The organism is Picrophilus oshimae DSM 9789 (genome assembly GCF_900176435.1).
GTDB classification, from domain to species: domain Archaea; phylum Thermoplasmatota; class Thermoplasmata; order Thermoplasmatales; family Thermoplasmataceae; genus Picrophilus; species Picrophilus oshimae.
On record NZ_FWYE01000002.1, the window covers coordinates 202,407 to 229,269 of the forward strand.

30 protein-coding genes and 1 tRNA gene are annotated in these 26,863 nt (G+C 36.7%); 20 read left to right on the plus strand and 11 right to left on the minus strand.

The genetic code is table 11. From position 1 onward, the window contains the following. Positions 1–2 precede the first annotated feature (2 nt). The 17 genes from hisG (at position 3) to B8780_RS04645 (ending at position 13,540) form a co-directional block, all read left to right on the plus strand. Positions 3–602, plus strand: a complete 600-nt coding sequence (gene hisG, locus B8780_RS04565) for an ATP phosphoribosyltransferase (protein WP_161939677.1) — start codon at positions 3–5, stop codon at positions 600–602. Further along, positions 589–1,716, plus strand: a complete 1,128-nt coding sequence (gene hisD, locus B8780_RS04570) for a histidinol dehydrogenase (RefSeq protein WP_011178137.1) — start codon at positions 589–591, stop codon at positions 1,714–1,716. Before hisG ends, hisD begins: the two co-directional genes overlap by 14 nt. Further along, on the plus strand, positions 1,713–2,237 hold the full coding sequence (gene hisB, locus B8780_RS04575) for an imidazoleglycerol-phosphate dehydratase HisB (protein WP_084272820.1): 525 nt from the start codon (positions 1,713–1,715) through the stop codon (positions 2,235–2,237). Before hisD ends, hisB begins: the two co-directional genes overlap by 4 nt. Beyond that, complete coding sequence (gene hisH, locus B8780_RS04580; RefSeq protein WP_048059517.1) at positions 2,228–2,794, plus strand: imidazole glycerol phosphate synthase subunit HisH; 567 nt, start codon at positions 2,228–2,230, stop codon at positions 2,792–2,794. Before hisB ends, hisH begins: the two co-directional genes overlap by 10 nt. After that, a complete protein-coding gene (gene hisA, locus B8780_RS04585; protein ID WP_201788783.1) occupies positions 2,791–3,459 on the plus strand; it encodes a 1-(5-phosphoribosyl)-5-((5-phosphoribosylamino)methylideneamino)imidazole-4-carboxamide isomerase in 669 nt (222 codons plus the stop codon). Before hisH ends, hisA begins: the two co-directional genes overlap by 4 nt. Next, entirely contained in the window at positions 3,438–4,187 is a 750-nt protein-coding gene (gene hisF / locus B8780_RS04590; protein ID WP_084272821.1) for an imidazole glycerol phosphate synthase subunit HisF, read from the plus strand. Before hisA ends, hisF begins: the two co-directional genes overlap by 22 nt. Beyond that, positions 4,174–4,788 carry a bifunctional phosphoribosyl-AMP cyclohydrolase/phosphoribosyl-ATP diphosphatase HisIE gene (hisIE, locus tag B8780_RS04595; protein WP_011178132.1) on the plus strand — a complete coding sequence of 205 codons (615 nt, stop codon included), beginning with the start codon at positions 4,174–4,176 and terminating at the stop codon, positions 4,786–4,788. Before hisF ends, hisIE begins: the two co-directional genes overlap by 14 nt. A gap of 50 nt (positions 4,789–4,838) precedes the next feature. Further along, positions 4,839–5,369 (plus strand): GNAT family N-acetyltransferase, encoded by a 531-nt coding sequence (locus B8780_RS04600; protein WP_011178131.1) that lies wholly within the window; start codon positions 4,839–4,841, stop codon positions 5,367–5,369. A gap of 87 nt (positions 5,370–5,456) precedes the next feature. Further along, on the plus strand, positions 5,457–7,133 hold the full coding sequence (locus B8780_RS04605; protein WP_084272822.1) for a B12-binding domain-containing radical SAM protein: 1,677 nt from the start codon (positions 5,457–5,459) through the stop codon (positions 7,131–7,133). A gap of 39 nt (positions 7,134–7,172) precedes the next feature. After that, positions 7,173–7,853, plus strand: coding sequence for a DUF47 family protein (locus tag B8780_RS04610; protein ID WP_011178129.1), 681 nt, complete (start codon positions 7,173–7,175; stop codon positions 7,851–7,853). Continuing rightward, positions 7,850–8,746: an inorganic phosphate transporter gene (locus B8780_RS04615; RefSeq protein ID WP_084272823.1), complete on the plus strand. Its 897-nt coding sequence runs from the start codon at positions 7,850–7,852 to the stop codon at positions 8,744–8,746. The genes B8780_RS04610 and B8780_RS04615 overlap by 4 nt, the downstream gene beginning before the upstream one ends. 36 nt (positions 8,747–8,782) lie before the next feature. Continuing rightward, complete coding sequence (locus B8780_RS04620; protein ID WP_084272824.1) at positions 8,783–9,295, plus strand: hypothetical protein; 513 nt, start codon at positions 8,783–8,785, stop codon at positions 9,293–9,295. A 24-nt stretch (positions 9,296–9,319) separates the two neighbouring features. Beyond that, the gene (locus B8780_RS04625; RefSeq protein WP_084272825.1) at positions 9,320–9,811 is read left to right on the plus strand and encodes a hypothetical protein; all 492 of its coding nucleotides are present in this window, start codon (positions 9,320–9,322) and stop codon (positions 9,809–9,811) included. Between the two features lie 33 nt (positions 9,812–9,844). Next, positions 9,845–10,615, plus strand: coding sequence for an SDR family oxidoreductase (locus B8780_RS04630; protein WP_011178125.1), 771 nt, complete (start codon positions 9,845–9,847; stop codon positions 10,613–10,615). A 46-nt stretch (positions 10,616–10,661) separates the two neighbouring features. Continuing rightward, on the plus strand, positions 10,662–10,952 hold the full coding sequence (locus tag B8780_RS04635) for an antibiotic biosynthesis monooxygenase family protein (protein ID WP_011178124.1): 291 nt from the start codon (positions 10,662–10,664) through the stop codon (positions 10,950–10,952). A gap of 34 nt (positions 10,953–10,986) precedes the next feature. Then, on the plus strand, positions 10,987–12,318 hold the full coding sequence (locus tag B8780_RS04640) for a DEAD/DEAH box helicase family protein (RefSeq protein WP_011178123.1): 1,332 nt from the start codon (positions 10,987–10,989) through the stop codon (positions 12,316–12,318). Then, positions 12,287–13,540: a DUF790 family protein gene (locus B8780_RS04645; protein WP_161939678.1), complete on the plus strand. Its 1,254-nt coding sequence runs from the start codon at positions 12,287–12,289 to the stop codon at positions 13,538–13,540. Before B8780_RS04640 ends, B8780_RS04645 begins: the two co-directional genes overlap by 32 nt. Here the strand turns inward: B8780_RS04645 and B8780_RS04650 are convergent. Genes B8780_RS04650 through B8780_RS04665 form a run of 4 tightly spaced genes read right to left on the minus strand, consistent with a single transcriptional unit; the run spans position 13,537 to position 16,736 of the window. Next, the gene (locus B8780_RS04650; RefSeq protein ID WP_011178121.1) at positions 13,537–14,268 is read right to left on the minus strand and encodes an ABC transporter ATP-binding protein; all 732 of its coding nucleotides are present in this window, start codon (positions 14,266–14,268) and stop codon (positions 13,537–13,539) included. The two genes, B8780_RS04645 and B8780_RS04650, sit on opposite strands and share 4 nt — an antisense overlap. Further along, positions 14,258–15,271, minus strand: a complete 1,014-nt coding sequence (locus B8780_RS04655) for a FecCD family ABC transporter permease (RefSeq protein WP_011178120.1) — start codon at positions 15,269–15,271, stop codon at positions 14,258–14,260. Before B8780_RS04655 ends, B8780_RS04650 begins: the two co-directional genes overlap by 11 nt. 13 nt (positions 15,272–15,284) lie before the next feature. Then, entirely contained in the window at positions 15,285–16,235 is a 951-nt protein-coding gene (locus B8780_RS04660) for an ABC transporter substrate-binding protein (protein ID WP_084272827.1), read from the minus strand. A 54-nt stretch (positions 16,236–16,289) separates the two neighbouring features. Further along, positions 16,290–16,736, minus strand: coding sequence for a PaaI family thioesterase (locus B8780_RS04665; RefSeq protein WP_084272828.1), 447 nt, complete (start codon positions 16,734–16,736; stop codon positions 16,290–16,292). A 133-nt stretch (positions 16,737–16,869) separates the two neighbouring features. On the opposite strand from B8780_RS04665, the gene B8780_RS04670 reads away from it, so the two are divergent. Beyond that, a tRNA-Arg gene (locus B8780_RS04670) sits at positions 16,870–16,944 on the plus strand. A gap of 6 nt (positions 16,945–16,950) precedes the next feature. On the opposite strand, the gene B8780_RS04675 is transcribed toward B8780_RS04670, so the two are convergent. The 3 genes from B8780_RS04675 to B8780_RS04685 all read right to left on the minus strand — a co-directional run bounded on the left by B8780_RS04675 (position 16,951) and on the right by B8780_RS04685 (position 20,126). Beyond that, positions 16,951–17,688, minus strand: coding sequence for a DNA polymerase sliding clamp (locus B8780_RS04675; protein ID WP_011178117.1), 738 nt, complete (start codon positions 17,686–17,688; stop codon positions 16,951–16,953). A gap of 65 nt (positions 17,689–17,753) precedes the next feature. Next, the gene (locus B8780_RS04680; RefSeq protein ID WP_011178116.1) at positions 17,754–19,001 is read right to left on the minus strand and encodes a Glu/Leu/Phe/Val family dehydrogenase; all 1,248 of its coding nucleotides are present in this window, start codon (positions 18,999–19,001) and stop codon (positions 17,754–17,756) included. A 114-nt stretch (positions 19,002–19,115) separates the two neighbouring features. Next, entirely contained in the window at positions 19,116–20,126 is a 1,011-nt protein-coding gene (locus B8780_RS04685) for a PTO1314 family radical SAM protein (protein ID WP_084272829.1), read from the minus strand. 103 nt (positions 20,127–20,229) lie between these two features. Here B8780_RS04685 and B8780_RS04690 point away from each other — a divergent pair, with 103 nt between their 5' ends. Together B8780_RS04690 and B8780_RS04695 are read left to right on the plus strand one after the other, a co-directional pair. Next, a complete protein-coding gene (locus B8780_RS04690; protein WP_084272830.1) occupies positions 20,230–20,958 on the plus strand; it encodes a GtrA family protein in 729 nt (242 codons plus the stop codon). Positions 20,959–20,960: 2 nt separating this feature from the next. Beyond that, positions 20,961–22,784 (plus strand): hypothetical protein, encoded by a 1,824-nt coding sequence (locus B8780_RS04695; protein WP_153274218.1) that lies wholly within the window; start codon positions 20,961–20,963, stop codon positions 22,782–22,784. Here the strand turns inward: B8780_RS04695 and hemB are convergent. From hemB to cyoE, 4 genes are read right to left on the minus strand one after another with little or no spacing between them, the layout of a single operon-like run. Further along, the gene (gene hemB / locus B8780_RS04700; protein WP_084272832.1) at positions 22,723–23,682 is read right to left on the minus strand and encodes a porphobilinogen synthase; all 960 of its coding nucleotides are present in this window, start codon (positions 23,680–23,682) and stop codon (positions 22,723–22,725) included. The genes B8780_RS04695 and hemB overlap by 62 nt on opposite strands. Before the next feature lie 29 nt (positions 23,683–23,711). Beyond that, complete coding sequence (locus tag B8780_RS04705) at positions 23,712–25,166, minus strand: sugar porter family MFS transporter (RefSeq protein WP_084272833.1); 1,455 nt, start codon at positions 25,164–25,166, stop codon at positions 23,712–23,714. A gap of 46 nt (positions 25,167–25,212) precedes the next feature. Beyond that, a complete protein-coding gene (gene queC / locus B8780_RS04710; protein WP_084272834.1) occupies positions 25,213–25,932 on the minus strand; it encodes a 7-cyano-7-deazaguanine synthase QueC in 720 nt (239 codons plus the stop codon). 33 nt (positions 25,933–25,965) lie between these two features. Next, the gene (cyoE, locus tag B8780_RS04715) at positions 25,966–26,835 is read right to left on the minus strand and encodes a heme o synthase (RefSeq protein WP_084272835.1); all 870 of its coding nucleotides are present in this window, start codon (positions 26,833–26,835) and stop codon (positions 25,966–25,968) included. Positions 26,836–26,863 lie beyond the last annotated feature (28 nt).

Sequence of the window (26,863 nt, forward strand, 5' to 3'; positions counted from 1 at the left end):
CCATGAAATTCGTAATACCAACCGGCAGGTTATTTTATACATCTCTTAGATTCCTTGATAGCATTGGAATATTAATACAGCCAGAAGATAGAAAGCTAATATTCAATTACAATGATTTTACTGTAATATCTGTAAAGCCTGATGATGTGCCTTACTTTGTTGGCCTTGGTGGTCTTGGAATCTGTGGCCTTGATACGGTAATGGAGATCAACAGGAATTTATTAATGCTTAAAAGGCTTGATTGCTCAAGATACAGGTTAAGCGTTATATCCAGCATGGAATATGATCTTGAGGATCTTGATGGCAAAACAGTGGCAACCAGGCATGCAAGGATAACAAGAGAGTTCTTTAATAAACTTGGAATTAACATAAAGATCCTAAAGCTGCATGGAGCACTGGAGGTTGCGCCGCTGACAGGTGTTGCAGACGCAATTGTTGACATAATAGATACCGGAAACACAATTAAAAAGAATGGTTTAATTGAAATAAAAAAGATCATGGATATAAATCCATGGGTGATTTCAAATAAAAGGTTTTTTTATGAGAATGAAGATGAAATAAAATTGTTATTAAAGGGAGGTTTTCAGGTTGGATATATATGAATATGTCTCAAATATTATTTCCGATGTAAGGATAAATGGAATTGATGCACTGAAAAGGTATTCAGAGGCATTTGATAATTACAGCGGCGGGTTCACGGTTACAGATGATGAAATAGAAGATGCTGATAAATCAATAAAGCCCGGGGAAAAAGACGCAATAAAAAACATATATGAAAGGATCTATGAATACCACAAAAACCAGTTTGAGGGGCAAAAAATAAACATAAAAAACGGCTCCATCTATGGAATTATCTACAGACCCATTGATAGAATAGGTCTGTACGTTCCCGGTAAAAGGGCACTGCCATCAACTTTGATGATGCTAGGAATACCTGCTAGGATTGCCGGTGTTAAAAGCATTGTACTTTGCACGGCCCCTGAGAATGGTAATGTTAATAAATATACATTGTACATAGCACGTTTGCTTGGCATAAGAGAAATATACAAGATAGGTGGAGTGCAGGCCATAGCGGCCATGGCCTATGGAATATCAATGAAACCTGTCGATAAGATCTTTGGGCCAGGAAATAAATACGTTAATGAGGCAAAAAGGCAGGTCTTTGGGATCACGGGCATTGATGGCCTTTACGGGCCTTCAGAGATATGTTTAATAGCGGATGACTCGGCAAATATAAACTATATAAAGAATGATCTTTTATCACAGCTTGAGCACGGCGAGGCATCATCTGCCTACCTTATAACAAACTCTTTAAGAATATATAATGAGGTAAAATTGGAGAACGTTAAAAAATATTATAAAGAGACAGTTGAGGAGTCAATAGAACTTGCAAATGAAATAGCGCCCGAGCATCTTGAGTTACTTGTAAATGATCCATTGAAATATCTTAATATCATTAGAAACGCGGGCGCAGTTTACATGGGTGAATATGGACCGGTGCCCGCTGGCGATTATTTCCTTGGCGTTAACCACGTTTTACCAACAGGATCCTCGGCAAGGTTTTCCTCTGTGCTTACAGTATACGATTTTATGAAGAGAATATCAGTGGCAATGCCATCAAAGTATGATTTCCTTTCTGCCGTGGACTCCGGACTTAAACTTGCATCAATTGAGAATATGAAGATGCATTACAAATCAATGGAGGCCAGGATATGATAAGAAATACAAGGGAAACAGAGATATACGTTGAATTATATAAAGACGGCGGGATAAACACCGGGGATCCGGTACTGAATCACATGGTAAAAACAATGTTTTTCTATGCAAATATACCTGTTACGGTAAACGCAAAATTTGATCTAAGGCACCACCTCTGGGAGGATCTTGGAATAACCATAGGCCTTGAGATAAATAGGGTAAAAAAAGATAATATAAAGAGGTATGGATATTCGATAATACCAATGGACGATGCATTGATAATATGTTCAATAGATTTCTCCAGGAGCTATTTAAACATGGATGTTGATTTTAAGGATGAGGAGGGTTTCGAGATCTCATTAATTCACGAGTTTTTAAATGCCCTTTCAAGGACATCTAATATAACAATGCATTTTATAAAGATGTCAGGAGAGAACGCACATCACATATCAGAATGCATGTTCAAGGCCCTTGGATTCTCATTGAGATCTGCACTTGAGGCCAGCGACAGGATTGAAAGCACAAAGGGATCAATATGATAGCAATAATCGACTACGGCTCCGGGAATCTTGCAAGCGTTGAAAAAGCACTGCATGGTGTTGTGACGTCTGATCCATATAAAATAGATATGGCAGACAAGATTGTGTTTCCCGGCGCAGGTTCATTTTCAGCAGCTGTCTCTGGCATAAAAAACATAAGAGACATTATAATAGAAAAGATAAGGAATGGAACGCCTTACCTTGGCATATGCCTTGGCCTTGAGATTCTTTTTTCTGAAAGTGAGGAGGGGCCTGGCACCGGCCTGTCATTTTTTAATGAAAGGCTAAAAAGGTTTAAAAAAGGCATTCACATGGGATGGAACACTGTTGAATTCAATGATAATATTATATTTTCTGGAATAAAAAAAGGTGAATATTTTTACTTTGTGCATCGTTACTATGCACCATTAGGTTCTTATACATGCGGCAAAACGTTTTTTAATGGCTATTTTACCTCATTTATAAACATAAATAATATATATGCCGTGCAGTTCCATCCTGAAAAATCTGGCGAGCCGGGATTAAAACTCTTAAGGAATTTTGGTGAGCTTGCATGATCGATGTTTACCCAGCAATAGATATTTACAATGGCAGGGCAGTCTTCCTGGAGAATGGCAGGCTTGAAAGGATTAAGGTGTATGGCGATCCTGTTTATTACGCCCTGAGATTTCAGGAATATTTTGATTTTCTTCACGTTATAGATTTAAACGGTGCAATAGAAAATAAAAGAAAAAACAGGGATGTAATAAAAAATATAATAAAAGAGGTAAAAGCAAAGGTTCAGGTTGGTGGGGGCCTTAGAACTTTAAATGATGTAATTGATGTTTATGATTCCGGTGCATACAGTGCAATCATAGGAACAAACATAGATATAGAAGTTGATAAAAACGTTACATTGAGCATCGATGTCTATAAAGACAGGGTTGCAAACAGGGGCTGGCTCAATATTACAGATAATGATCCGGTATCATTCTATAAAATGCTAAAAAACAGGTTTTCAAGGTTTATATACACAAACATAGGCAGTGACGGAACCAATAATTCAGGCATACCTGAAAAATTCTGGGACAATGAATACTTTATCTACGCCGGTGGTGTATCAGGGATAAACGATGTTAAAAAGGCACTTAAAAATGGATTTTCAGGAATAATAATAGGAAGGGCGCTTTATGAAAATAGAATTGATCCAGGTGAGTTGAAATGCTTGCAAAAAGGATTATAGCTGCACTTGATGTAAGGAACGGCAGGGTTGTCAAGGGTGTAAGATTCATGGATATAAAAGATGCCGGCGATCCTGTTGAAAATGCTGTTATATACCAGGATCAGGGTGCAGATGAGATCGTCTTCCTTGATATAAGCGCAACAGATGAAAAACGTGATATAATGATCGATCTTGTTAAAAGTGTCTCAAGGGAATTAAACATACCATTTACTGTTGGTGGTGGGATAAGATCTGTAAAAACTGCATTGAACCTTCTAAGGGAGGGCTGTGACAAGGTTTTTTTAAATACATATGCAATTGAAAATCCATGGATAATAAAAGAGATATCAAGAGAAACTGGGTCTGCAAATCTTGTTATAGCAGTTGACGCAATGTACAACAATGGCTATTATGTTTACAAAAACGCTGGCAGGATAAACAGCGGATTAAAATTAAATGAATGGCTTCCACTGGCTGAATACCTTGGCGCCGGCGAGATACTTTTAACATCAATAGACAGCGATGGTACAATGAAAGGCTTCGATAACAGGCTAATATCAGAGGCCTCATCAATGATTGATATACCAGTAATAGCATCTGGCGGTGCCGGAAAACCGGAGCATTTTCTTGATGCCTTTATGGCAGGTGCCTCAGGGGCGCTTGCGGCATCAATACTTCATTTTAAAATCAACACAGTAAATGATATAAAAAGATATTTAAGGAGCAATGGTGTTAATGTCAGATTATAATATTAATTTTAATGATGGAATCGTTCCAGTTGTGGTTCAGGATTTTGACACTGGCGATGTTCTTACACTTGCATACATGGACAGAAATGCACTTGAAATGACCATGAAAACAGGCTATGCATTTTATTATTCCAGGTCGATGAAGAGGATCCACATGAAGGGCGAGGTAAGCGGCAATACCCAAAAGGTAATGGAAATATACCAGGACTGCAATGATAACTCACTCTTAATAAAGGTTAAAAAGGATGGCCCTGCATGCCATACAGGAAATAATTCATGCTTTTATAGAAAGCTTGGAGAGCCAAAGGTCGATGGAAATATAGATTACTCGCTTGAAATACTTTTAAGGCTCGAAGACCTGGTAAGGAAGAGGATGAAAGATCCTGTTAATGGATCTTATACAAATTATTTAATAGACTCCGGGGATGAAAACATAAGAAAGAAGGTTGGTGAGGAGGCAATTGAGACCATACTTGCATCCGGAAGGGATCGAATAGTATACGAGACCGCCGATCTTTTATACCATTTAATAGTCTTTCTTGCTTTTAACAATGTATCGCTCTTTGATGTAATGAATGAGCTTAACAGGAGATCAAAATAATCCAAAACATCTTTTGGATAAATAGATAAATAGATTAAAAATAATCTTTCATGGAAATATTCGATGATGATATCATGCTTAGAACGGACATTGGCATAGAATATGCAGCGGATCTAATGAAAATAATGAATGAAAGGAATCTTAATTTATACATTGCCTCCCGCAGCTTTCCTATAAATTATAGCAAGGAGGATGCCATTGCGTTCATAAGAAGGAACAGGGAGGTTTTTGGCCAGAGATTTGCCATAGATTTTTTTATATTCATAGGGAACGAGCTGGCCGGTGTTGTTACACTTGACGACATAGACTATGAAAATAAGAGCGCACACATAGGATATATACTTGGAAAAAAATACAGGAATCATGGATACATGACAAGGTCTGTTTCCATTGTAATAGATTACGGAAATAAAACATTAAAGTTGCACAGAATATACACATCTGTAATAGAATTCAATAAAAGATCATTAAGCGTCCTTTTAAACAATGGCTTCTACATTGAGGGCATTTCAAGGGATTCTTTTTTATACAATGGCAGATTCTACTCAATGATAAGAGTGGCAAGGATATTTAATTATTGAGATATAAATATTAAAATATAATAAAATAACGGCAATAAACAGAATTATGAAAATATTTATATTGATTAATGGTATAAGAGCGTTAATATGACAAGGTATGTACTCGTTTCGGATACAACACTTAGTTATGAATACAGAAACTTTCCATTGCTTGACTTCCTGCCATGTGCCCCGGGTGATAAGATACCTGGCAGAATATACAGGTTTTTAAAGGGACCTGCACCTGAGGCCCTGCCAAATGGCGAGCTGAAGTATGCACCATACTCAATAAGAAAGATTGAGGCATCACTTTTAAGAAAATTTAAAAGAAATGAGGTCGCCGTTGCACATGAGGATTATCTTGAAAACTTTATAAAGGATGATACCGAGATCATAGGCGTTTCAACAATGGACCCACTCGGAATAGGACCAACAACAATGTCATACGTTGCACTTTTCGGCGGAAACCTGGATGCCTGGGTGAGAAGGGAATGGGATGCACTGATAGAGAAGATAAACAGGGTCAGGGCAGGCAAAAAGGCAAAGCTCGTTGTTGGTGGCCCAGGTGTCTGGGAGTTTACCGTTCTCAGGGACGAAATAGAAAAGTACAAGTTCGATTACATTGTGCAGGGTGAGATGGATGATCTTGCGCCGGAGCTCTTTGAGCAGATCAGCGAGGGCAACATCGATAAAAAGATGTTCTTTCAGGGATACATGACATACGATGACCACTTCAGGAAGGTTTTAAAAAATGACGATATGTTCATAGCAAGGGGTATAGGTCAGAGGGCATATCCAGCACTTGAGGACATACCTGAGGTTCAGAGGCCTGTGATAAAGGGCATGGTCGAGGTCATGAGGGGTTGCGGCGTTGGCTGCGACTTCTGCGAGGTTACTTTAAGACCGTTAAGGTACTATCCTTTGGAGAAAATAAAGAAGGAGATCGAGGTTAATGTTGCCGGCGGAATAGATCATGCCTGGCTTCATTCTGATGAGATCTTTGAGTACAAGCACGAGAAGATGTTCACGCCAAACCAGGATGCCCTTGAGGATCTTTTTAAAACCGTTATGAGCATAAAGGGCGTCACCGGAACAAATCCTACTCACGGAAGAATATCAATACCAGCGGCGTTTCCAGAGCTTATAAAAAGTCTATCAGAGATAATACATGCCGGGCCTGATAACTGGATAGGCATACAGACAGGTGTTGAAACAGGCAGCGACTCACTTGCAATGAAGCACATGCCAAATAAAACAATGCCATTAAGGATAGGATCTGACGGTACATTCCAGGAGATAGTCTGGCAGGGTGTTTACAACGAAACAAAGTATTACTGGAGATCGGCATTCACAATACAGGTTGGCCAGCAGGAGGAAACCGATGAGGATAACTGGGATTCAATAGCAATGATAAACAGGCTTAGCAATTCATATGTTGACGGCAGACCATTTGAGTTCACGGTAACACCATTGGTCAATGTTCCACTTGGAAGAATAAAATCAAGAAACCTAAACATGATGCTTAATCCAGTGCAGCTTGGTGTTTACTATGCATCATACAGGCACCTCGCAAAGATGGCCGCAAGAGATGGATTCTCAAACACACATGGAAACATGTTTGTCAGGCTTGGAACAGGCTCTGTTATATCAATAGGTGGAACATTGATGCTAAAGGTCGTTGAAAAGATAGCAAGGAAGCACGGCGTTGACATAGATAAGGTAAAAAGGTACGGCATAGAAAATAATTCAGAGATAAGCTCGCTTAGCATGCTCGCAAGGGCATAAAATTTTTAAAGTTTTTATAATACAATTTTATACCGGACTATGGTTAATTACAGATTTTTAAAGAGGATACTTGCAGTTGGTGAAAAGGACATTTTATCAAGATTAACATTTTTTTCTGATATGAGCATAAAAAATTCAGAATATTTAATAGAAATGCTAAAAAATTACCAATCAGATTTAAATAATTATAATTCGATGATACGTGATAACGAAAAGGCCAGCGATGAGATGGACGTTAACCTTAGACATGATGTCACATCAGGCGCAATAAGTTCAAATCTAATGGATAATATACTTTTGTTAATAGAAAAATGCGATGATATTGTTGATAAGACTTACTATGTTTCAAGGGAAATAAAAAGATATATTTTAAATCATAAATTCATTGATGATGAGGAGAATATAATAAAATACACATATGGAAGATTCATTGATATATTAAATAAAAACATCGAGGCACTAAATGTTGTGAAATCAATATTAAATGAAAATGATATAAATGCAATGAAGGAGCATAGAAAGACCATAGAATCAATAGAGGAGGAGGTTGATAACATAAAGGATTCGGTTATAGATTTTTCATATAAATCATCAAATACAGTATCATACATAACATTTGAGCATATAAACACACTTGCGCATAAACTGGATGACATGCTTGATGACTGTGAGGATATAGCAGATCTTGTCTTTACAATAATGCTCTCGGTGACAAGTTGATCTTTTTAATAATATCATTGATATTAACATTTCTTTTAACCGCCTTTGTTTCAGGAAATAACATGTCTGCAGCTGTTGGAACGCTGATAGGCTCAAGGATTATAGGCAAAAATGCGGGATTAAGCATAGGCGCTGCCGGTTTTATATCCGGACTTCTGCTTGAGGGTGATCTTTTAAAGGATGCATCAAGCCTCCTTCCGGATTCCTACATTTATGTAACATACGCATTTTTGATCTCATTTTTGATATTTATAATTGCAAATATAATCAGGGCACCATTATCTTTGACAATGGCCCTGGCCGGAACCTCAATAGGCATATCGTTAAAAATATCGTATAAAATTGATTCATCACTAATAGATAAGATGATTTTATTCTGGATAGCCGCACCTGTTATATCAATAATAATATCATATATCTCAGAGAGGGTCTTCTTCAGGGGCCCAAAAAGGGAGGTCTGGAGAACGGCATCATTAATAAAGGTTCTATTAATAATATCATCATTCTTCACGGCCTTTACGCTTGGATCAAATACCCTTGGATTTATAGCTGTAATAGAGGGCTTTAATTTTATAACGCTTGCAATCATGATAATATCAATAATAACAGGCTCATTTTTTTTAAGTGCCGGGGTAATAAAACGTGTGGGCCAGGAGATGTACCTGATGAGGTATTCAAACGCACTTGTATCCCTGCTTGTTTCATCATTTCTTGTTGAAGCTGCGACATTTTTCTCTGTTCCACTTTCAAACACGCAAACATTAACATCAAGCGTCTTTGGAGTTGGCATATCATATAAATACAAGGCAATATACATAAAGCCATTTATAATAATTGTAATGACATGGATTATCGCACCATTGCTTGGATTGATTCTTGGATATATAGCCTAACAAAACTTTTATAAAATAGATTTAATTAAATAAAGCATGAGAAAGAAGATAGCTATCATTGGTGTTGTTATACTTATAATCGGCATAGCCGTATTTGCCACCGGTAGTTATGAGGGTACACATCTATTACACAGATCTGTATCAGAAATAAGGACAGGGGAGTACAAAACTGATAATATAACCCTGAAATCAGGAGACATACTTGCTGTTACATCGCCGCCAAGCGTTTATGGGCTTATACCGTTAAATGACATTAAAATAGTTAATTCAACAAACATAAACAAGTATTCTCTGAAGCCGCTTGTATCATCATCAACTGCTGTTGAATACCTTGTAAATTCAACAAATTCAGGTAGCTACGCCTTTGTTATGTTCACATCGGCAGTATCATCAACATTTACATATGAATACGGTGCATTTTCAACAATAGAAGTCATTGGTGTCCTTGCCCTCTTTGGTATAATCATAGGTGTCATAGGCTTTATTATTTTAATAGCTGGCCTTATATTAAAACCAAAGCAGAGAGAGCCACAGGATATAAATTTTTAAATAATTTATTGAAATTATTAAAGAATGAGAAAATCCTTAATTATTGCAGGCATCGTTGTTCTTATAATAGGACTTTTATTCTACGGTGTAATGACCTATGAAACCGGCTTGCTTTCACATAAGAGCATTACTGAAATAAGACCAGGAGAATATGTAAGTGATAATTTTACAGCAGATTATAATTATATAGTAACAATAAAGAATCCAACTCCTGTATCAGGCCTTGTTTCATTATCGAATCTTGACAAGGTAACAAACGCATCAATGTTATATAAATATAAAATAAGATCTGATTATGCATTTGGCAATGTAAAGGAATATGAGCATTTGGCGCCTGGAAAATATGTATTTGTGGATTTCTCAAATTCAAGACCGGCATTGATATATGAATCCGAGCCCTCAGGCTTTCTTGTTGAAATAGGATATCTTGACTATGCATCTGTTCTTGTGATAATACTTGGACCTGTAATATCAATAATAGGTATTTTTACCGGCAGCAGGAAAATAGCCTTCTGAAAATATTTTTATAATAATACTGTATTTTCAATTATGTCCGGAAAGTTATCAGGTAAGGTTGCACTAATAACAGGCGCATCAAAGGGCCTTGGCAGGGCAATAGCAGAAAAATTCTATGAGGAGGGGGCAAAAATTGCAATAAATTACAACAGGGATAAAGATGCCGCAGAGGCCTTAAAGGAGAAATTGCATGGTTCTGAAATATTTAAGGCGGATGTTTCAAACCGTGGTGAAATAAGAAACATGATAAATGACATACATAAAAAACTTGGAAACATAGATATCCTTGTCAATAATGCGGGCATGTGGCATTTACTATCATGGGATGATTTTGATGAAAAAAAGGTAAATGAAATGTTCTCAATAAACTTAATGGGACCGATATACACCGTTGTTGAGGCACTTGATGATTTAAAAAAGACCCATGGAATAATAATAAATATGGCATCCAATGCGGGCATAGGAACGGCTGCAAAGAATACAACGTTTTATTCAATAACAAAGGCCGGCGTTATTATGCTGACAAAGAGACTTGCATTTGATCTAATGGATTATAAGATACGTGTGAATGCCATAGCACCTGGCTGGATAGAAACGGATATGACCATAGGCAATAAAACCAGTGAAGAAATAAAAGAGCTTGAGAATTCATTCATATCAAGGACAAGCCTTAGAATGTTTGGCATTCCTGAGTACATAGCAAATGCCGCACTTTTCCTTGCATCAGATGATTCAAAGTACATGAACGGCCAGGTTATGGTCATTGATGGCGGCCGTCTGGATAACCTGACCCACGGAATATAAATATTTTTCTTATAAATACTTAAATATGATAAAATAATCATAAATTATGATTAATGTGGGTCTTTATTATAAGGTAAAACCAGGACATGAGAAGGACTTTGAGAGTACATTTGGAAACGTCGTTAAGCTTTTAAAGAGCGGCGATACAGGCTTTATTGATGGAAAGTTATACAGGGAGGTCGATGACCCAAGCGAGTACATGATATATACGGAGTGGAAGGATCTCGAATCATTTGAAAAGTTTATAAAAATGAAGGAGTACCATGAAACCGTTGATTATGGAAAGACAATACTTGAAACAACACCAAGACACAAGATCTTTGGATCCTCTGCGTAAAAATATTTATAACTGTTAATTATATTTAAAATAAATGAGAATATATTACGATGCCGGTACCATAGTATCAGATGAAAATACTGATCCATTTTTATATGATAAAAGGTCTGGACTGTACAGGGCTCCAGCATACCTTTATAATGTTATAAAGAAGAGATATCCTGACGCTATAGATGATGTTATAAATCATAAAAGCCTTGATATAAATGCTGATATAAATTTAAGGCCATATCAAATTAAATCTATAGAGATGTGGGCTAAAAATGATTACAACGGTGTTATAGTGCTTCCAACTGCGGCCGGCAAAACCATGATAGGAATATACGCAATAAACATGCTTAAAACAACAACGCTTGTGATAGCACCAACAATAGAGCTTGTGCAGCAGTGGAGGGATAAACTTAAAAGGTTTTTTGGAATAGAAATAGGCCAGATAGGCGGCGGTGAAAAGGATATAAAGGATATAACAGTTATTACATATGATTCCGCATATTTAATGGCAGAGAGCCTGGGGAACATGTTCGAGCTTTTAATAGCCGATGAGGTTCATCACATGGCTGCAGAGAGCTATATACAGATAGCAAAGATGTACGCATCAAGGTACAGGCTTGGTTTAACAGCAACGTATGAAAGGCCGGATAAAAACCATGAATTACTTGAAAATTACATGGGCGGAAAGATCTTTGAGCTTGGTTATGAGCAGCTAAACGATTACATATCAAATTTTAAAATCTTCAGGATACCTGTGGAGCTGGATGATGATATGGAAATTGAATATGAGAGGAATAGAAAGATCTTTCTTGATTATATACATAATCATGATATAAAGATAAATGGCAACATGGACTTTGAGCATTTCATATTATCATCATGGAATCCTGAAGGCCGTGAGGCACTGATGGCATGGAGAAGATCCAGGGAGATAGCATACAATCCAAAGGGTAAGATAGAATATCTTAGATACATTCTCAGCAAACATCCTGGAAAGAAGACGATAATATTCTCTGAGGATACAAACACAGCGTACATGATATCAAGGGAGTTCCTTGTACCAGCACTTACATATCTCACACCGCCGAAGGAGAGGAAAAGATACCTTGAGATGTTCCGTGATGGCAGGATAACTGTTCTTGCAACATCAAGAATACTTGATGAGGGTGTTGATGTCCCTGATGCATCGATTGCCGTTATAATGAGCGGTTCGGGCAGCACAAGGCAGTTCAGGCAGCGCCTTGGAAGGATATTAAGGCCGGCACCAGGTAAGGAAAGCATACTTTATGAGCTTGTTTCAAGCAATACTTACGAGTATGGAACCTCGAGAAGGAGGAGAAAAGGTGTTCCCATCGGACTTGATGATAGCGCGTAAGACAAAGACCGGTATAATATACCCTGTTTTTCTATCCGATGATAATATTGATTATGCCAGGGCCGTAATATCTGCATTTACAGAGAATACAGGTAAAAAAAAGGAGGTAATAGAAAATAATTTAAAGGAAATAGAGTTGAAATTCCAGAATGCAAAGATTATAAGGGCCCTATCATTAATAATGATGAGAAAATCAATATTTGTGCCTCCTGTTAATATAGATGCCCAGGCATTAAGGGAATACATATTCTCAATGGCAAGGATACCACCAATAAACAGTAATGAAAGGGAAATGATACTCAAAAGCGCTGCCGAGTCATTTAATATTGATTATATCGATATTGAGAATGCAATCTATGCTGACAAGGACAGCGAGAGCATACTTGAAAGGCCATACAATACAGACGAGGGTAAACTTATAAGAGAGTACAACCTTGAGCAGCTTGAAACCGTCCTTTTAAAATGCACGGAATTAAACATCTCAAATGCAAGCGACTGGCACTTTGTAATAACAAGGATAAGAAGGCTTGGACTCTTATATGAGATCAAAAATGATGGTGATAAAATAATTTCAGTAAATATCACGGGCCCAATGGCATTATTCGAAAATACAGAAAGATACGGGTCAAAATTTTCAATGTTAATAAGATCGATATATAAAATGAATGAATGGTCATTAACTGCCTCGATAAAGGTAAAAGATTTCTCAGGCGATAAAAACATTTATACATTAAAATTAAGCGATAGTGCAAAGTTCTTTCTGCCCTCTGGGACCATTAAACCAGAGCATTTACCGGAGCATGTCAGCAGGGGATATCCAATAATAATAAACAACAAATTTTACTTTCCTGATTATATTATAGATCTTGATGAAAGGATATATGTAAGCATAAACAGTGATGAAAGACCGGATAATCTTAACTGGATCAATGTTTATATACTATCAGATAGGGATAAGAAGAAGCCTGGAAGCATAGCCTTTTACAATGACATGGACTGGGATGAATTGTTTAACCTAATATCCAAAAAAAGGAATTTAAGCTCCGAGATTGATAATTATTCAATAGATGAGATAAAGAAAAAACTTGATCAGATTTACCCGGACTCACAGGGGATGATCGATTACCTTGAATCGCAGGGCCTTATTCCGCTTAGGGTGCTTCCGGAGCTTGGATACAAGATAAAATGGAAAAACCTTGACATAATAATTGAAAAGGCCTAGAATTTTGGAAAGAGAAATTTGGCCCTGCCATCTGAAATCTCCATGAAACCAGTATCATAAAGCCTTTCCATGTTGTTTAAGTTTACGATTTCATTTGTTCCTGACATAAAAAGGGAGCCATTTTTCATCGCTATTATATTATCGCACAGCATGTATGCAAGATTAACGTCGTGAAGCACAATTATGATGGTTTTCCCAGAATTTTTCATATCCTTTATGATTTTAAAAAGCCTGGATTCGTGGTTTGGGTCAAGGAAGCTGTTCGGCTCATCAAGCATTACTATATCAGGATCACGGTACATCACGGAGGCAAGCATAACAAGACGCCTCTCACCACCGCTCAGCCTGTTAAAATCCTTATATAAAAGATCCTTTATTCCTGTGCTGGTTGATATCTTATTTATAAGTTCATCATCCTGATCATCATTATATCTCGACATTTCAATGACGTCTATGGCCTTTAGGTTCATTGTCGATGGTATCTCCTGGAATACTATGCCTATTAACCTGGCACGCTCAATATGCGGTATCTCCTTTACATCGCGGCCGTTTATGTAAATTTTCCCTGACCATTCCTTTATGTAATTTATTATTATATTAAGCAGTGTTGATTTTCCAGAGCCGTTTGGGCCTATGATGCCGGTAATCTTTTTATCCTCTATTGTCAATTTTTCTATCTTTAATTTAAAGCCATTATCATAATAAAGATTTTTTATCTCAACTGGCAAGGCGCTCACCCGATATTCTATTTAATATATAGATAAAGAATGGAACGCCCATTATGCCTGTAATAATGCCTATTGGTATTACAACGCCCGGTACAACGATATGTGCTATATCATTTGCAGATATTAGTATTATTGAGCTTATTATTGCAGATACCGGTATTACATATTTATTTCTTCCACCAAAGAGTATTCTTGAGATATGCGGTGTTACAAGACCAACAAAGCCTATCAAACCGCTTATTGAAACAACAGCCGATACGCTTATACCAACAAGTATAAATGATATGAACTTGGTGCGTTCCACGTTTACACCTATGGAATGCGCGTATCTTTCACCGATGCCAATTGCATCAAGTTCATTTGAATAAAAATATAATATAATTGAGATAAATATTACGATTATTGATACAGGTATTAAATTATTATATGTTATTCCCTGTAATGATCCAAGAAGCCAGAAAAAAGCCTCGTCCTCTATCTTTATGTCTGAAAATAATAAAAATGCCATTATCGATGATAAAAAGAATGATACAGATATGCCTGTTAAAAGCAGGTAAAGTATGTTGGAATAACCGTGTCTCACCGATATAATATATATAAAAATAACCGTCATTACAGAGAATATGAATGAAAATCCCTGAAGAAATACAAATGAGAAGAGGCCAAGAAATAATGATATTACAGCACCAAGCGCAGAACCACTTGATATTCCTATTATATATGGCTCTGTTATCGGATTTTTGAATATGCTCTGAACAACAGCACCGCCTATGCCGAGTGATGACCCAACTATGACTGCACCAAGTATTTCTGGCTCCCTTAGATAAACCACGATCTCGTAGCTTGAATACTTTACATGCATGTTAATTCTAAATATTTCCTCCAGAAGTATGTCAAGGATCCTTGATGCGGGTATGTACACGGGTCCTATGAAAAGTGAGATAAAGAATATTAAAAAAAGCAGGAATAAAAGGATAATAATCTTTGTGTAAACATACCGCATGGAAGCACCCTGGTTAAAGACCGTATCCTGGGCCGTATTTTAATTTTAATGGAAATGACGGTAGTGAGAAATTTCTTAATGATGGATGCACTGTAATCATAAGCCAGTAAACAGCGTATACAAAACGAAAATCAGGCTCGTTGAAGAGGTTTGATATATTTCCTGTTAATGTAAATACCATGTGATCCCTTACCGCATTTGTCTGCGAAAACGGCGTTTCATTAACCACAGAGTATGGTATGTAATCATTTAATATTATAACATCAGGGTTTGAGCTTTCTATTAATTCCCTGGATATCGTGTAATAACCATTATTATTTGCAATGTTTTTTAAATGAACCATGTTAAAAGCATCGTTTATAAATGTATTGTTTCCTGCAGTCCAGTAGCCTGGATATAAATAGTAGAATACCGATAGGTATTTGTAATTCTTCATAACACTGTTAATATCATTTATTGATTCGTTTATCCATTGATTTATCAATGTTGCATTAACAGTTTTTCCTGTTAATGATCCAAGTGATGATGTCATGCATTCGATACCAGATATATTCGATGGATTGTATTCCAGGAACGTTATACCAACGGAATTGAGCTTGTTTATCGTTGATTGTGGTATTAAATCAGTTCCTATTACAACCTGGGCTGACAGGTTGATTATTTCCTCAATATTTGCACTTTCAAGGTTTCCGGCCACTGTAATGTTTTCATGTGGAGGATAGCAGTCATAGATATTTCCACCGACGATGTAATTGTATGCACCAAGGGCATAAAGCGTTGCCGTTGCTGCTGGATCAAGTGAAACAATTCTTGTAACAGTATGATTGAATGAAAAATTCCCATTGTATGCCTTTACTGTAATTTTACCGCTGGTGGCAGTGTTACTATGAATGTATACATAGGATATTCCGGATATAATTATTATAACCACAATTATTAATGATGCTATAACCTTTTTGTTCATGGTATCACTTTCAGTATACTTTATAAAAAGTAAATAAATTTAATGTATTTAAGTTTAGTGACCTATGGTTCTGTCATGCAAAACATACCATGTTCCAAGGCCTATTGCACATAATTTTTTTTCACTATCATAGGCCCTGATCTCGACAACAATTGCGGTTCTCCCCTCCTTTATGATATCACCAATAAATTTAAACGGTGATTTTGCCATTGGTGCCAGAAAGTTTATCTTAATCTCCTGTGTAACCTGGTCCATTCCGGATGCAACAGTCATGCATGTGAAGCCCCCGGTATAATCCATGGCTGTCATGATCATGCCGCCGTGGAGCACGTTACCAACCCTTACAACGTTTTCCGATATTGGGAACTCAAGCTCAACATGGCCCCTGGAAACCCTTGTAAATCTAATGTTCATGTAATTAAAGAGCTTGTCATGTTCCATTAGTTTATTCAAAGCATCAACGTTGTTATATATATTCTTAAAATCATCAAGCCTTGTCATTTACAGATTATGTTATTATAAGTAAAGTCTTTTTCTATACATACACTGGAAATTATATAGAGTCAGATATTTTTAGATGCTTATAATAAAAATAAACGAAAATGTTATAAGTGTTCGTTAAATAACGGTTTAAGGGCACGTGGCCAAGCATGGATATGGCAACAGCCTCCTAAGCTGTAGATCGGGGGTTCAAATCCCCTCGTGCCCGCTCGTTTTATGATTCCATCCTTGGGGCCAGCAGGAATTTTCCGCTTATTGGTTCTGTTTCAGAATTAAAGCTAAATTCTATTGATAATGGATAATCGCTCTTAAATGATATCTTTATGTCCTCATTTGATGATATGGATTTAACAAGCTTTAGCAGGTACTCAAGCGGATAAGATGACTTTATGGGCTGGCTGCATGATATATCTTTTAACATGTCCTTTGGCAGAAGCATCTCACTTTCGTCGGAGTCTGATGTTGACTTTGCACTAAAGCTCTCTGGTGTTAATGTCAATCTTATTGCATCTGAGACATCCTCTGCAGCCCTGAGACCTTTTTCAAGATCTGATTTTGATAATATTACATAATCATCAGAGTTTATCTGGGGAACTCTTGGCGTTGTAACAGAATTGTTATCAAGCAATGCTATGCTCTTTATTATCGTTCCAATTTCAAATCTTAGCTTGTCCCTATCCTTTGATATTACAATGGTGTCATTTGATGATGCAAGTCTTATAACGGATTTTACCTTATCAAGATCGACTGCTATCTCATCAGGTGCATCAAGATCGTATTCAGAAAATGCATTTTTTGGTATGTCAAGTGAGATCATTGCAACGTGTGCTGGATCCACGGCAGTTACAGAGATGCCGTTTGGTTCCAGTTTAAATTTTACCTCGCTTACAATTGTACCAAGCATATCAACGATTTCCTTTAAATTTTTAACAGATATACTCATCCTTGTCATTTTATCTCTGGATAATAGAGCAGGAGCTAAATAATTTTTTTCATTTAAAAAAGAAAAAAATAAAATTAATACCAGCCTCTGGCCTTCATTGCGTCGGCCACCTTCTTCACGGCTATTATGTATGCAGCGGTCCTTGGGTCAACCTCATAGCGCTTTGACGTTTCAAGAACGCTTCTTGTTGCGGCGGTCATCTTTTTATCCAGTTTTGAGTAAACGGTCTCCTCATCCCAGTAATCACCTGTGACGTTCTGAACCCATTCAAAGTATGAAACGGTTACGCCACCGGCATTTGAAAGGAAGTCTGGAAGAACCAGAACATTGTTCTTGTATAGTATCTCATCGGCCTCGGGCGTTGTCGGTCCATTTGCAAGCTCAAGGATTATCTTTGCCTTTATCTTGGATGCATTGTCACCACGGATCTGATCCTCTATTGCTGCAGGTATTAAAACATCGACGTCCTGTTCGAGAACCTCCTCTTCTGATATGTTCTCAGAGCCGTCATAGTTCATTACTGTGCCATCCTTTCTTTTATGTTCTAAGAGCTTTTCATAGTTTACACCGTCCTTTGCGTATATGCCGCCGGTTGAATCTGAAACAGCAACCACCTTTGCACCGAACATCTCCGTTGCAAATTTTACAGCGTACTGGCCTGCATTGCCAAAGCCCTGGACGGCAACCTTTGCCTTTGAAAGGTCAAGACCTATTGATCTTGCCGCCTCCCTTAAAACGTACATACCGCCCTTTGCGGTTGCATCCCCGCGGCCCTCTGAACCACCAACAGCCAGTGGCTTTCCTGTTATTACCCCGGGACTTGATCTTCTCATAACCTTTTCGTACTCGTCCATCATCCATGCCATTATCTGTGGATTTGTGTAAACATCAGGTGCGGGTATATCCTTGTCAGGGCCTATGAAATCAGCTATTGCATCTATGTAGCCACGGCTTAACCTTTCAAGCTCACCCTGGCTTAATTCCTTTGGATTGCATATAATTCCGCCCTTTGCACCGCCGAGTGGTAAATCAAGAAGTGCAGTCTTCCAGGTCATCCATGCCGAAAGTGCCATTACCTCTGACAAATTCTCCTTTTCATAGTATCTAATGCCACCCTTTGTTGGCCCCCTTGCATTGTTGTAATGAACCCTAAATCCTGTAAATACCTTTACCTCGCCGCTGTCCATTTTTACAGGTATTGATACCTGCAATATCTCCCTTGGATAGCTTAATATCTCAAGGGCCTGCTTATCAAGGTTCATGACCTTTGCAGCCTTCTGGAGCTGCTGCCTTGAAATTGTGAATGGATCCAAATCCTCCATAAAGTCACCGTGTGATTAATTCTTAGGATATAGTTTAAATTTTCTCAAAGGAATGATAATACATATCACAGGATGTTCGGTATAATATATAACAAAAATAGAATAAAATTTTATTCAAAACATGGATGCTATATATGATCCTATTCCATTTATTATCCTTTCCTGGATCATTGATGGTTTTTTCCATGAAAACAGTGATGGCTCTAAATAGCATGACAGCGAGCATTTGTTGCATGATTCGTACTGGCCCCAGTCATAGCTGTTCCATAGTTCCTTTATATTAACCTCCCAGACCTTGTATTTTCCGGAATATTCGTTTAAAACATAGCACGGCATTACTATGTTTCCAAGCGGGTCTATATTTATGGTAGACCATGGCTTGCAAACCCATGGAATATTATTATACCAGGAATTTATAACAGCATCAAAGTATTCATATGAATTAACAATAGGATAGCCTGATTTCTTCATTTCCTTTAATTTTATAAGGATATGATGCAACCTTTCCCTTTCAGGTGATATTTTATCGGCGGTGCTGTAATTATATGAAACCTGAAGATTGACACTTACATCGATTGATCTTGCAAGCTCCATAAGATCAAATATAGAATCAAGATTGTTTTCTGTTATTGTTGTGCTCATGGAAACCGGTAAATACCTCTTTGCTTCTTTTATGCCATCAACGGCCCTTTTAAAGGAACCTGGAATGCCACGCTGCCTGTCGTGCGTGTCCTCAAGTCCATCTATGGATACAAAGAGATAATCAAGATAATTTGATATTGATTTTATCCTTGATTTTAAAAGCCAGCCATTGGTAACCATAGATGTATGAAACCTTTTATGCGATTCCTTTAATATTTCTGGAAGATCGTTCCTTAATAATGGTTCACCGCCCTCAAAGCCCATGAATGAAACATCGGCCTCAACAAGGGTGTCCATCATTTTTATTTCCTCTGATAATGATAATAATCTTTCATCCGGCCTGCGCCAGAATGGACACATCTCACATCTAAGATTGCATGTATATAAAAGTTTATGGCCTGCTATAAATGGTGTTTTCCTGCCGCCAATGGAGTGTATCTTCCTCTTTATTGTTCTACCAAGAACAGGTTTTGCTATGGCCATGTATAATTAACATTAGAGCGTATTTAAAGTTTGCTTATAAATTATTAATAAATAATGTTTATAATGCATTGAATTTTTAAATAAGTATTAACATTAAGGTATCGTGGATGCATTGAATTTGGAATATACAATATTAAAATATTGCGATCTTGACCCCTCAGAGGAGGATAGAATACTAAAAGGGCTTGACCCAAAGGGCAATGACATAGTTATAGCCGTTCAAAGATATAAAATCCTTGATATGGTTCAAAATATAGTATTCAAGATGGCATTCTCAATTAAATCAAAATACATAAAGGGCTGCGTTTACTGTGTACCTAATAAATATAATATAAAAAATAATATAAAAGAGGGCGATCTCATCAATGAGCTTTCAAGGATTACAAGGTCAGGCGTTAATATAAGATACGTTTTCATTGACAGATATGTAAAGACAAGGCATCATATATTTGGAGATTTAAAGAGCATATTATTAAATGGAAACATAGGAAAGTATCTAATTGTTGGAATATCCGGTGTTGCTGTTAACGAGGGCGTTCTCCTTTTAACTGATCCATACCTTGGAAAGATATATTCAATTATACCTGCAATTGAGCTTTCAATTATATACAATTTTTTGCTTAACAATTTTATTACCTTCCGCGGAGGTTTCTCAAGAATACTTATAAGGCTTGGCAAGTACAATGTTTTTAATCTAATTGGTTTTGGAGTTAATTCATTGATATACTATTTTCTTGTCTCAAGAAACATAAATATATATGCTTCCGATTTTATTGGTATAATAATAGCGTTCATAATAACATACACCACAGCAGCAACGCTGGTATGGTAAATATGTCTCCAAATGAGAGGATTACAGTCAATGAGATTTCGATCCTGTTCTTTATAATTCCATTAATACTGTTTGGTTTCTTTGGCTACCTTAACATATATGCAATAATACTTGAAAGCCTTTCAATTATACTATCATTTATCTTTTTGTTTATATCAAATATAAATATTGAAACAAAAAAGATAAACTATGAGGAAATCTTTATAATAACAGGTTTTATAATGGTTTTTGCAACAATAACGTTTTTGCCACTTTATATTTATTATAAGATAATTATCTTAACAGGAATCTCCGCATTCTTTATCTACATGATATATAAATTTAGGAATAACAGCATATATTCAGGATTTGAAAGATTAAGGAATCCTGTATTAATATATACAATAATAACCCTGGTAACATTTTCAGGCATTATATTAGCAAATATATTTATAAAATATGGTATAGGCGACGAATACATAATAGATTCATATGCATCAATGAAATTCCTGTCTGGTAAAAATCCATATATACCTGAAAACATGTCCGGTTTATTTTCATACTTTAGCAATTTTAACCTTGATTATTCAACACCGATAATGACAGGTGGCTACGTGCATATAATGGATTACCCTGCACTGGCCTTTATTGTTTACCTGCCATATAAATACATTGGAAGATTCTCATATACAATAATATCCGGACTTTCAATAATACCTTTTATATTAATATATAAAAGCATTGAAAATAAAAAACTTGCACTTTTTGCCATGATGTCGCTTTTAATAAACATACCATTCCTCTATGTTTCATATGCAGCTTTGATAGGCATACTATGGGCATCCATGCTAATGATTTCATATTATTATATTAACAAAAATATAGGCCTTTCAGGGATATTCTTCGGCCTTGCAGTTTCAGCGAAGCAGTTCCCTGCCATAATATTTCCATTCATGCTTTACATGATTTACAGGGAGAGTGGACTTAAGGCTGCAGCCAAATGGGTATCATTTATAATAATGGTCTTCCTGTTAATAAACGGCTATTTTATATATCTCTCGCCGGTACATTACATAAAGGCCGTGCTGGCACCCGAAATACTTGATATATACGGCATAGGTTATGGCATATCACAGATATCATTTCTTGGATATGCATACATACCAAAACTGTTCTTTTCAATTGCATTCTTTGGATCAATTATATTATTTCTTATTTTGTATATAATGAGATATGATGAGTTTAAATATGCACTTTTTGTTTTTCCGGTACTGATTATGTTCTTTAACTACCGTGTGCTCTTACAGTATTTTACATACTGGCCAATAATATCAATAATTGGTCTTGAGTCTGTTCCATACGCAAGGAAAATAAGAATAGATTTAAAGACCGTTAAAAGGGTATCAACATATGCATTTTCAATACTTTTGGTTTTAATAATTGTATTTATCCCTGTAAATATACTGCACGAAAACACCGTGCATTTTGATTCGCTATCTTTGGAACGGGGGGATAACTCAACATTTATATATGTTACTGTAACATATACCGGAAAGGTTCCAACGGAGATTCTATTTAGAGGTATAATAAATCAGACAAATTACAATGGGATAATATTTAACGAGAATAAGACCATTGTGTATCCAGGTGAGACAGTAACAATAAAATTGATGCCGGTGCGTGGTGAAAAAATTCCATCAAATTTTGTTGTAAGAATGGTTGCGTACTATAAAAACAATCTTGGATATTCAAACTACATGGTAAAAAATAACAAGGTTTACAGGATCAGTGATCTTTTATATATTCCTCCGCAAAATAAGTTATCACTAAATCCGATCCAGCCCTGAACAGTGAAGTTAGTGCCTCGTCCCTTGCATCAGCATTCAAAAGACCTGATTTTATTGCATTTTTTATCATTGAGTATTCACCGCTTACACTGTATGTTGCAACCGGCATTTTATATATGGATTTTACCCTGTTTATTATATCAAGATAGAATAACCCTGGTTTTACCATAACAATATCTGCACCCTCCTTTACATCAAGATCGACCTCCCTGATGGCCTCGTTTCCATTGTGATAATCCATCTGGTATGATTTTCTGTCCCCAAACTGTGGTGTCGAATCTGCAGCATCCCTGAATGGACCGTAGAGATTTGATGCAAACTTTGCACTGTATGCCATTATAATTGTGTTTTTATAATCGTTTTTATCCAGTATCTCCCTTATGGCCTTTACCTGGCCGTCCATCATGCCGCTTGGTGCTATTATATCAACACCGGCATCCGCATAGCTAAGAGCCTCCTTTTGATAAATATATAACGTCGCATCGTTATCTATATAATTATCCTTTATTATTCCACAGTGGCCTGTATCTGTGTATTCACAAAGGCAAAGATCAGCTATGACATTTAATCTTGTATTATCCTTTGCTATTCTAATGGCCCTCTGTATTATTCCATTCCTGTCATATGATGATGAACCGGTTGAATCCTTATGGGCCGGTATTCCGAACAGTATAACGTTTTTTACACCGATTTCCTCAAGATATTTTATATAATCCTCATATGAATCCAGTGAGTATCTATAAATCCCTGGCATTGAATCTATTTCCCTTTTATCTTTTTCAGTTTCATCAACAAAAACAGGCATTATTAATTTTTCAGTTCTTATAACAGTTTCCTTAAAAATGTCCCTTATATTTTCATTCAGCCTGTACCTTCTCATCCTTGTAACTGGAAACATAATTAATAATGCAAAATAGATAATTAAATTTATCTTGTTTCAGATTTATTTACATCTGTAACCTTTGATGCCTCCTTAACGCCCAGCAATGGATTATCCTCGAACATCTCTGTTATATCCTCTACTGATTTTCCCCTTGTTACAGGCATTATCATAAAGAACGTTATAAATGCCATAACTGAAAGAACACCAAAGATGAGCATTGTGTATCCTATGCCTATTGTTTTATCCATGTATGGAAAGATCTCTATTATTGCAAAGTTTGATATCCAGTCAACAAAGGCTATTAATGATGCAAAGAGGCCACGGTACCTTGTTGGGAAGTACTCACCCTGGATTATCCAGCCCGTTCCACCAACGCCAAAGGCAAAGAATATTATAAAGCCCGCAAAGCCAATTAATAGGCCTATGGAAAAGTGCATTAAATATAATATCGTGCCGATGAAGTCAAAGAAGGCCATACCTGCATAGCCCATCAATGCCAGTGATCTCCTTCCATGTGTATCTATTAATCTAAAGCCAATGTAAGTTGCCAGAACGTTTATAATTGCAAGTATCGCAGATGCACCTATGGCATATACCGTTGAGTATATTCCAGATACGCTTGGAAACAGGTGCAGCTTTGATATAATAACAGGCCCGTAATAAAACGGTACGTTTATACCTGTAATCTGCTGGAACATCATGAACAGCGCAACAATGACAAAGGCCCTTTTTATTCCTGCCGTTTCCTTTATTCTTGTTTCTGTTGCTCTGAGATAGCTGTATGTCCTTTTTATCTGCTCCATCGTTGCATCTATTCCAAATTTTTTCAATGCGTCAACTGCCTTGTCAAATTTTTCATGCAATATGAGCCACCTGGGTGACTCAGGCATGTAAAGTCTAAAGGCAAGGCCTATTAAAGACGGAATGGCCGCAACCCCTAGCAGGATTCTCCAGTCAACGGCATAGGCAAGACCCGGTGCAATGAAGAATACAAGCATGCCTATTAGATATGCACCAAGGATGCCTATTGTTATCATCCACTGCTGAAGTATTGATAAACGGCCACGCTTTTCCTTTGGGGCATATTCTGCTATATATGCAGTTGCAATTGCAGAGTCAGCACCAACGGCTATACCTATAAAGGTCCTTGATATTATCAGCATAATAATATCTATGCTTAAACCTGAGAGTATTGCACCTATTGAGTATATAAGTGCATCGGCTATTAGAAGATATTTTCTTCCGTATCTATCGGTGAGCACCGCCGCTATCAGTGCCCCAACGGCAGCACCAAGTGAGGCCCCTGAAACAAGGTACCCTGTTATAAATGGATTTAAATGCGATGAATAAAATGGTATAAATTCAAGATCCGTACCAATGTTCGATGTATCATATCCAAATAGAAAGCCACCTATCGTTGCAAGTACTGTCACAGACCAGTAAAACTTGCCTGTATTCTTGTTGTTAAGCTGATTTATTATAGGATCTATAGTATCCATATTTTCAAAAATGAAAACAAAATATTTAAAAATTTTTAAAAAACAATTAAAATTTATCAAAATGTTTATTTTTTAGGTATGTTTTATAGAATTCTGGATAATCCTCATATTCTATGTCATCAAAATCACCAGCCTCCATGAAGCCCTTTAATCTTAATAGGCATGAATCGCATTTTCCACAGGCCTTTTCCCTTCCATTATAGCATGACCATGTTAATTTATATGGAACTTTTAATTTCCTTCCAAGTTTTACTATATCAGATTTTGTTAGATACTGTAGCGGCACATTTATCTTTATTCCATTCCTTAATCCAATGGATGTTCCAAGGGAAAGCGCCTCCTCCATTTTATTAAAATATTCAGGCCTGCAGTCAGGATAGCCAGAATAATCTATGGCGTTTGCACCAATAAATATTTCATTTGCATTTAATGTCTCGGCATAGGCCGCAGCTATGCTTAAAAATATTGTATTCCTTGCAGGTACATAAGTTACAGGTATATCATTACCTATGCTTTTTAAATCGTTCTCTGGAACATCGATGTTATCAGTTAACGCTGAATGCCCTATGGCTCTTAAATCAATTTTTATTATCTTTAAATTCAAATGATAGTAATCGCATATCTTTTTTGAGCTTTCAAGTTCCTTTTTATGCCTCTGACCATAATCAAAGGATAATGGAAAAACCTCATAGCCATTGCTTAGAGCGTATGCAAGAACCGTTGGCGAATCCAGACCGCCTGATAAAAGGCAAACAGCCCTCGTCATGCTAATGAATAAAAATATTGTATTTATTTATTTTTAAAATTTTACAAGAATTAACATTATGCCTATTAAAAGCATTAGCATGTACATATTTGAAAAATGAAATGCCTTTTTAAAGTCCTTTTTGTTGTAATTGTTTATCATTGGCCTGGCCACGTAGTATATTAACAATGCATCCATTACCGCTGCCATTGGCATGTATAGCAGGCCAACGTGTATTTCCTTTATGAATAGCGGTAAAATTGAGTATATAACCAGTATCGATGTGTTTACCATTATCCAGAATTCTGTTCTTTTTATGCCAACAACTGCCGGTAGCATTGGTATATTTGATTTTTTGTAATCATCAACGTTGTTTACTGATAAATTCCAGAAGTGCGTTGGTGTCCACATGAAGACAAGAAAGGCTATAAAAAGAGATGTTGCTGATACTGAACCTGTTATGGATGCCCAGCCAGCCAGTGCTGGAAAGCTCCCTGCTATACCGCCTATAACAATATTTAAGGATGTTCTTCTTTTCAATATTATTGTGTATAAAAGAACATAGCTTGCAAAGCCTCCAAGTATAAAGGCGGATGTAACAGGATTTAATAAAATAAAACTTGTTACAAATGATAATAAGACCATGGCTGTGGCAATTATAAAGAACAATGATCTTGTATTTGCATTTAGTATCTGAGACCTTGATGATGTTCTTTTCATCTTTGGGTCTATATCCATATCATATATGTTATTAAATATGCTTGCAGACATGGATGCAAGTGTTCCAGCAAATATTAATATTAAAAGGTCGTAGATATGATTGGTGCTGCCTGGAACTGCCAGAAAGGCGGCTATGGCAACGATATCGATTAAAATCGTTATTTCAAGCTTTGTTATCTTCATTATCTGTGATGCCATGGACATTGTAAATCACCTAAGATTTTTATATAAA

Bases quoted from the DNA above. Each gene is read 5' to 3' on its own strand.
- hisIE (WP_011178132.1), top strand. From the start codon at position 4,174: ATGTCAGATTATAATATTAATTTTAATGATGGAATCGTTCCAGTTGTG.
- B8780_RS04705 (WP_084272833.1), bottom strand. From the start codon at position 25,166: ATGGATACTATAGATCCTATAATAAATCAGCTTAACAACAAGAATACA.
- hisF (WP_084272821.1), top strand. From the start codon at position 3,438: ATGCTTGCAAAAAGGATTATAGCTGCACTTGATGTAAGGAACGGCAGG.
- B8780_RS04600 (WP_011178131.1), top strand. From the start codon at position 4,839: ATGGAAATATTCGATGATGATATCATGCTTAGAACGGACATTGGCATA.
- B8780_RS04675 (WP_011178117.1), bottom strand. From the start codon at position 17,688: ATGACAAGGATGAGTATATCTGTTAAAAATTTAAAGGAAATCGTTGAT.
- cyoE (WP_084272835.1), bottom strand. From the start codon at position 26,835: ATGTCCATGGCATCACAGATAATGAAGATAACAAAGCTTGAAATAACG.
- B8780_RS04680 (WP_011178116.1), bottom strand. From the start codon at position 19,001: ATGGAGGATTTGGATCCATTCACAATTTCAAGGCAGCAGCTCCAGAAG.
- B8780_RS04655 (WP_011178120.1), bottom strand. From the start codon at position 15,271: ATGCGGTATGTTTACACAAAGATTATTATCCTTTTATTCCTGCTTTTT.
- queC (WP_084272834.1), bottom strand. From the start codon at position 25,932: ATGACGAGGGCTGTTTGCCTTTTATCAGGCGGTCTGGATTCGCCAACG.
- hisG (WP_161939677.1), top strand. From the start codon at position 3: ATGAAATTCGTAATACCAACCGGCAGGTTATTTTATACATCTCTTAGA.
- B8780_RS04665 (WP_084272828.1), bottom strand. From the start codon at position 16,736: ATGACAAGGCTTGATGATTTTAAGAATATATATAACAACGTTGATGCT.
- B8780_RS04610 (WP_011178129.1), top strand. From the start codon at position 7,173: ATGGTTAATTACAGATTTTTAAAGAGGATACTTGCAGTTGGTGAAAAG.
- B8780_RS04640 (WP_011178123.1), top strand. From the start codon at position 10,987: ATGAGAATATATTACGATGCCGGTACCATAGTATCAGATGAAAATACT.
- hisB (WP_084272820.1), top strand. From the start codon at position 1,713: ATGATAAGAAATACAAGGGAAACAGAGATATACGTTGAATTATATAAA.
- hemB (WP_084272832.1), bottom strand. From the start codon at position 23,682: ATGTTTCCAGTTACAAGGATGAGAAGGTACAGGCTGAATGAAAATATA.
- B8780_RS04695 (WP_153274218.1), top strand. From the start codon at position 20,961: ATGTCTCCAAATGAGAGGATTACAGTCAATGAGATTTCGATCCTGTTC.
- B8780_RS04630 (WP_011178125.1), top strand. From the start codon at position 9,845: ATGTCCGGAAAGTTATCAGGTAAGGTTGCACTAATAACAGGCGCATCA.
- B8780_RS04635 (WP_011178124.1), top strand. From the start codon at position 10,662: ATGATTAATGTGGGTCTTTATTATAAGGTAAAACCAGGACATGAGAAG.
- B8780_RS04605 (WP_084272822.1), top strand. From the start codon at position 5,457: ATGACAAGGTATGTACTCGTTTCGGATACAACACTTAGTTATGAATAC.
- B8780_RS04620 (WP_084272824.1), top strand. From the start codon at position 8,783: ATGAGAAAGAAGATAGCTATCATTGGTGTTGTTATACTTATAATCGGC.
- hisA (WP_201788783.1), top strand. From the start codon at position 2,791: ATGATCGATGTTTACCCAGCAATAGATATTTACAATGGCAGGGCAGTC.
- B8780_RS04660 (WP_084272827.1), bottom strand. From the start codon at position 16,235: ATGAACAAAAAGGTTATAGCATCATTAATAATTGTGGTTATAATAATT.
- B8780_RS04625 (WP_084272825.1), top strand. From the start codon at position 9,320: ATGAGAAAATCCTTAATTATTGCAGGCATCGTTGTTCTTATAATAGGA.
- B8780_RS04685 (WP_084272829.1), bottom strand. From the start codon at position 20,126: ATGGCCATAGCAAAACCTGTTCTTGGTAGAACAATAAAGAGGAAGATA.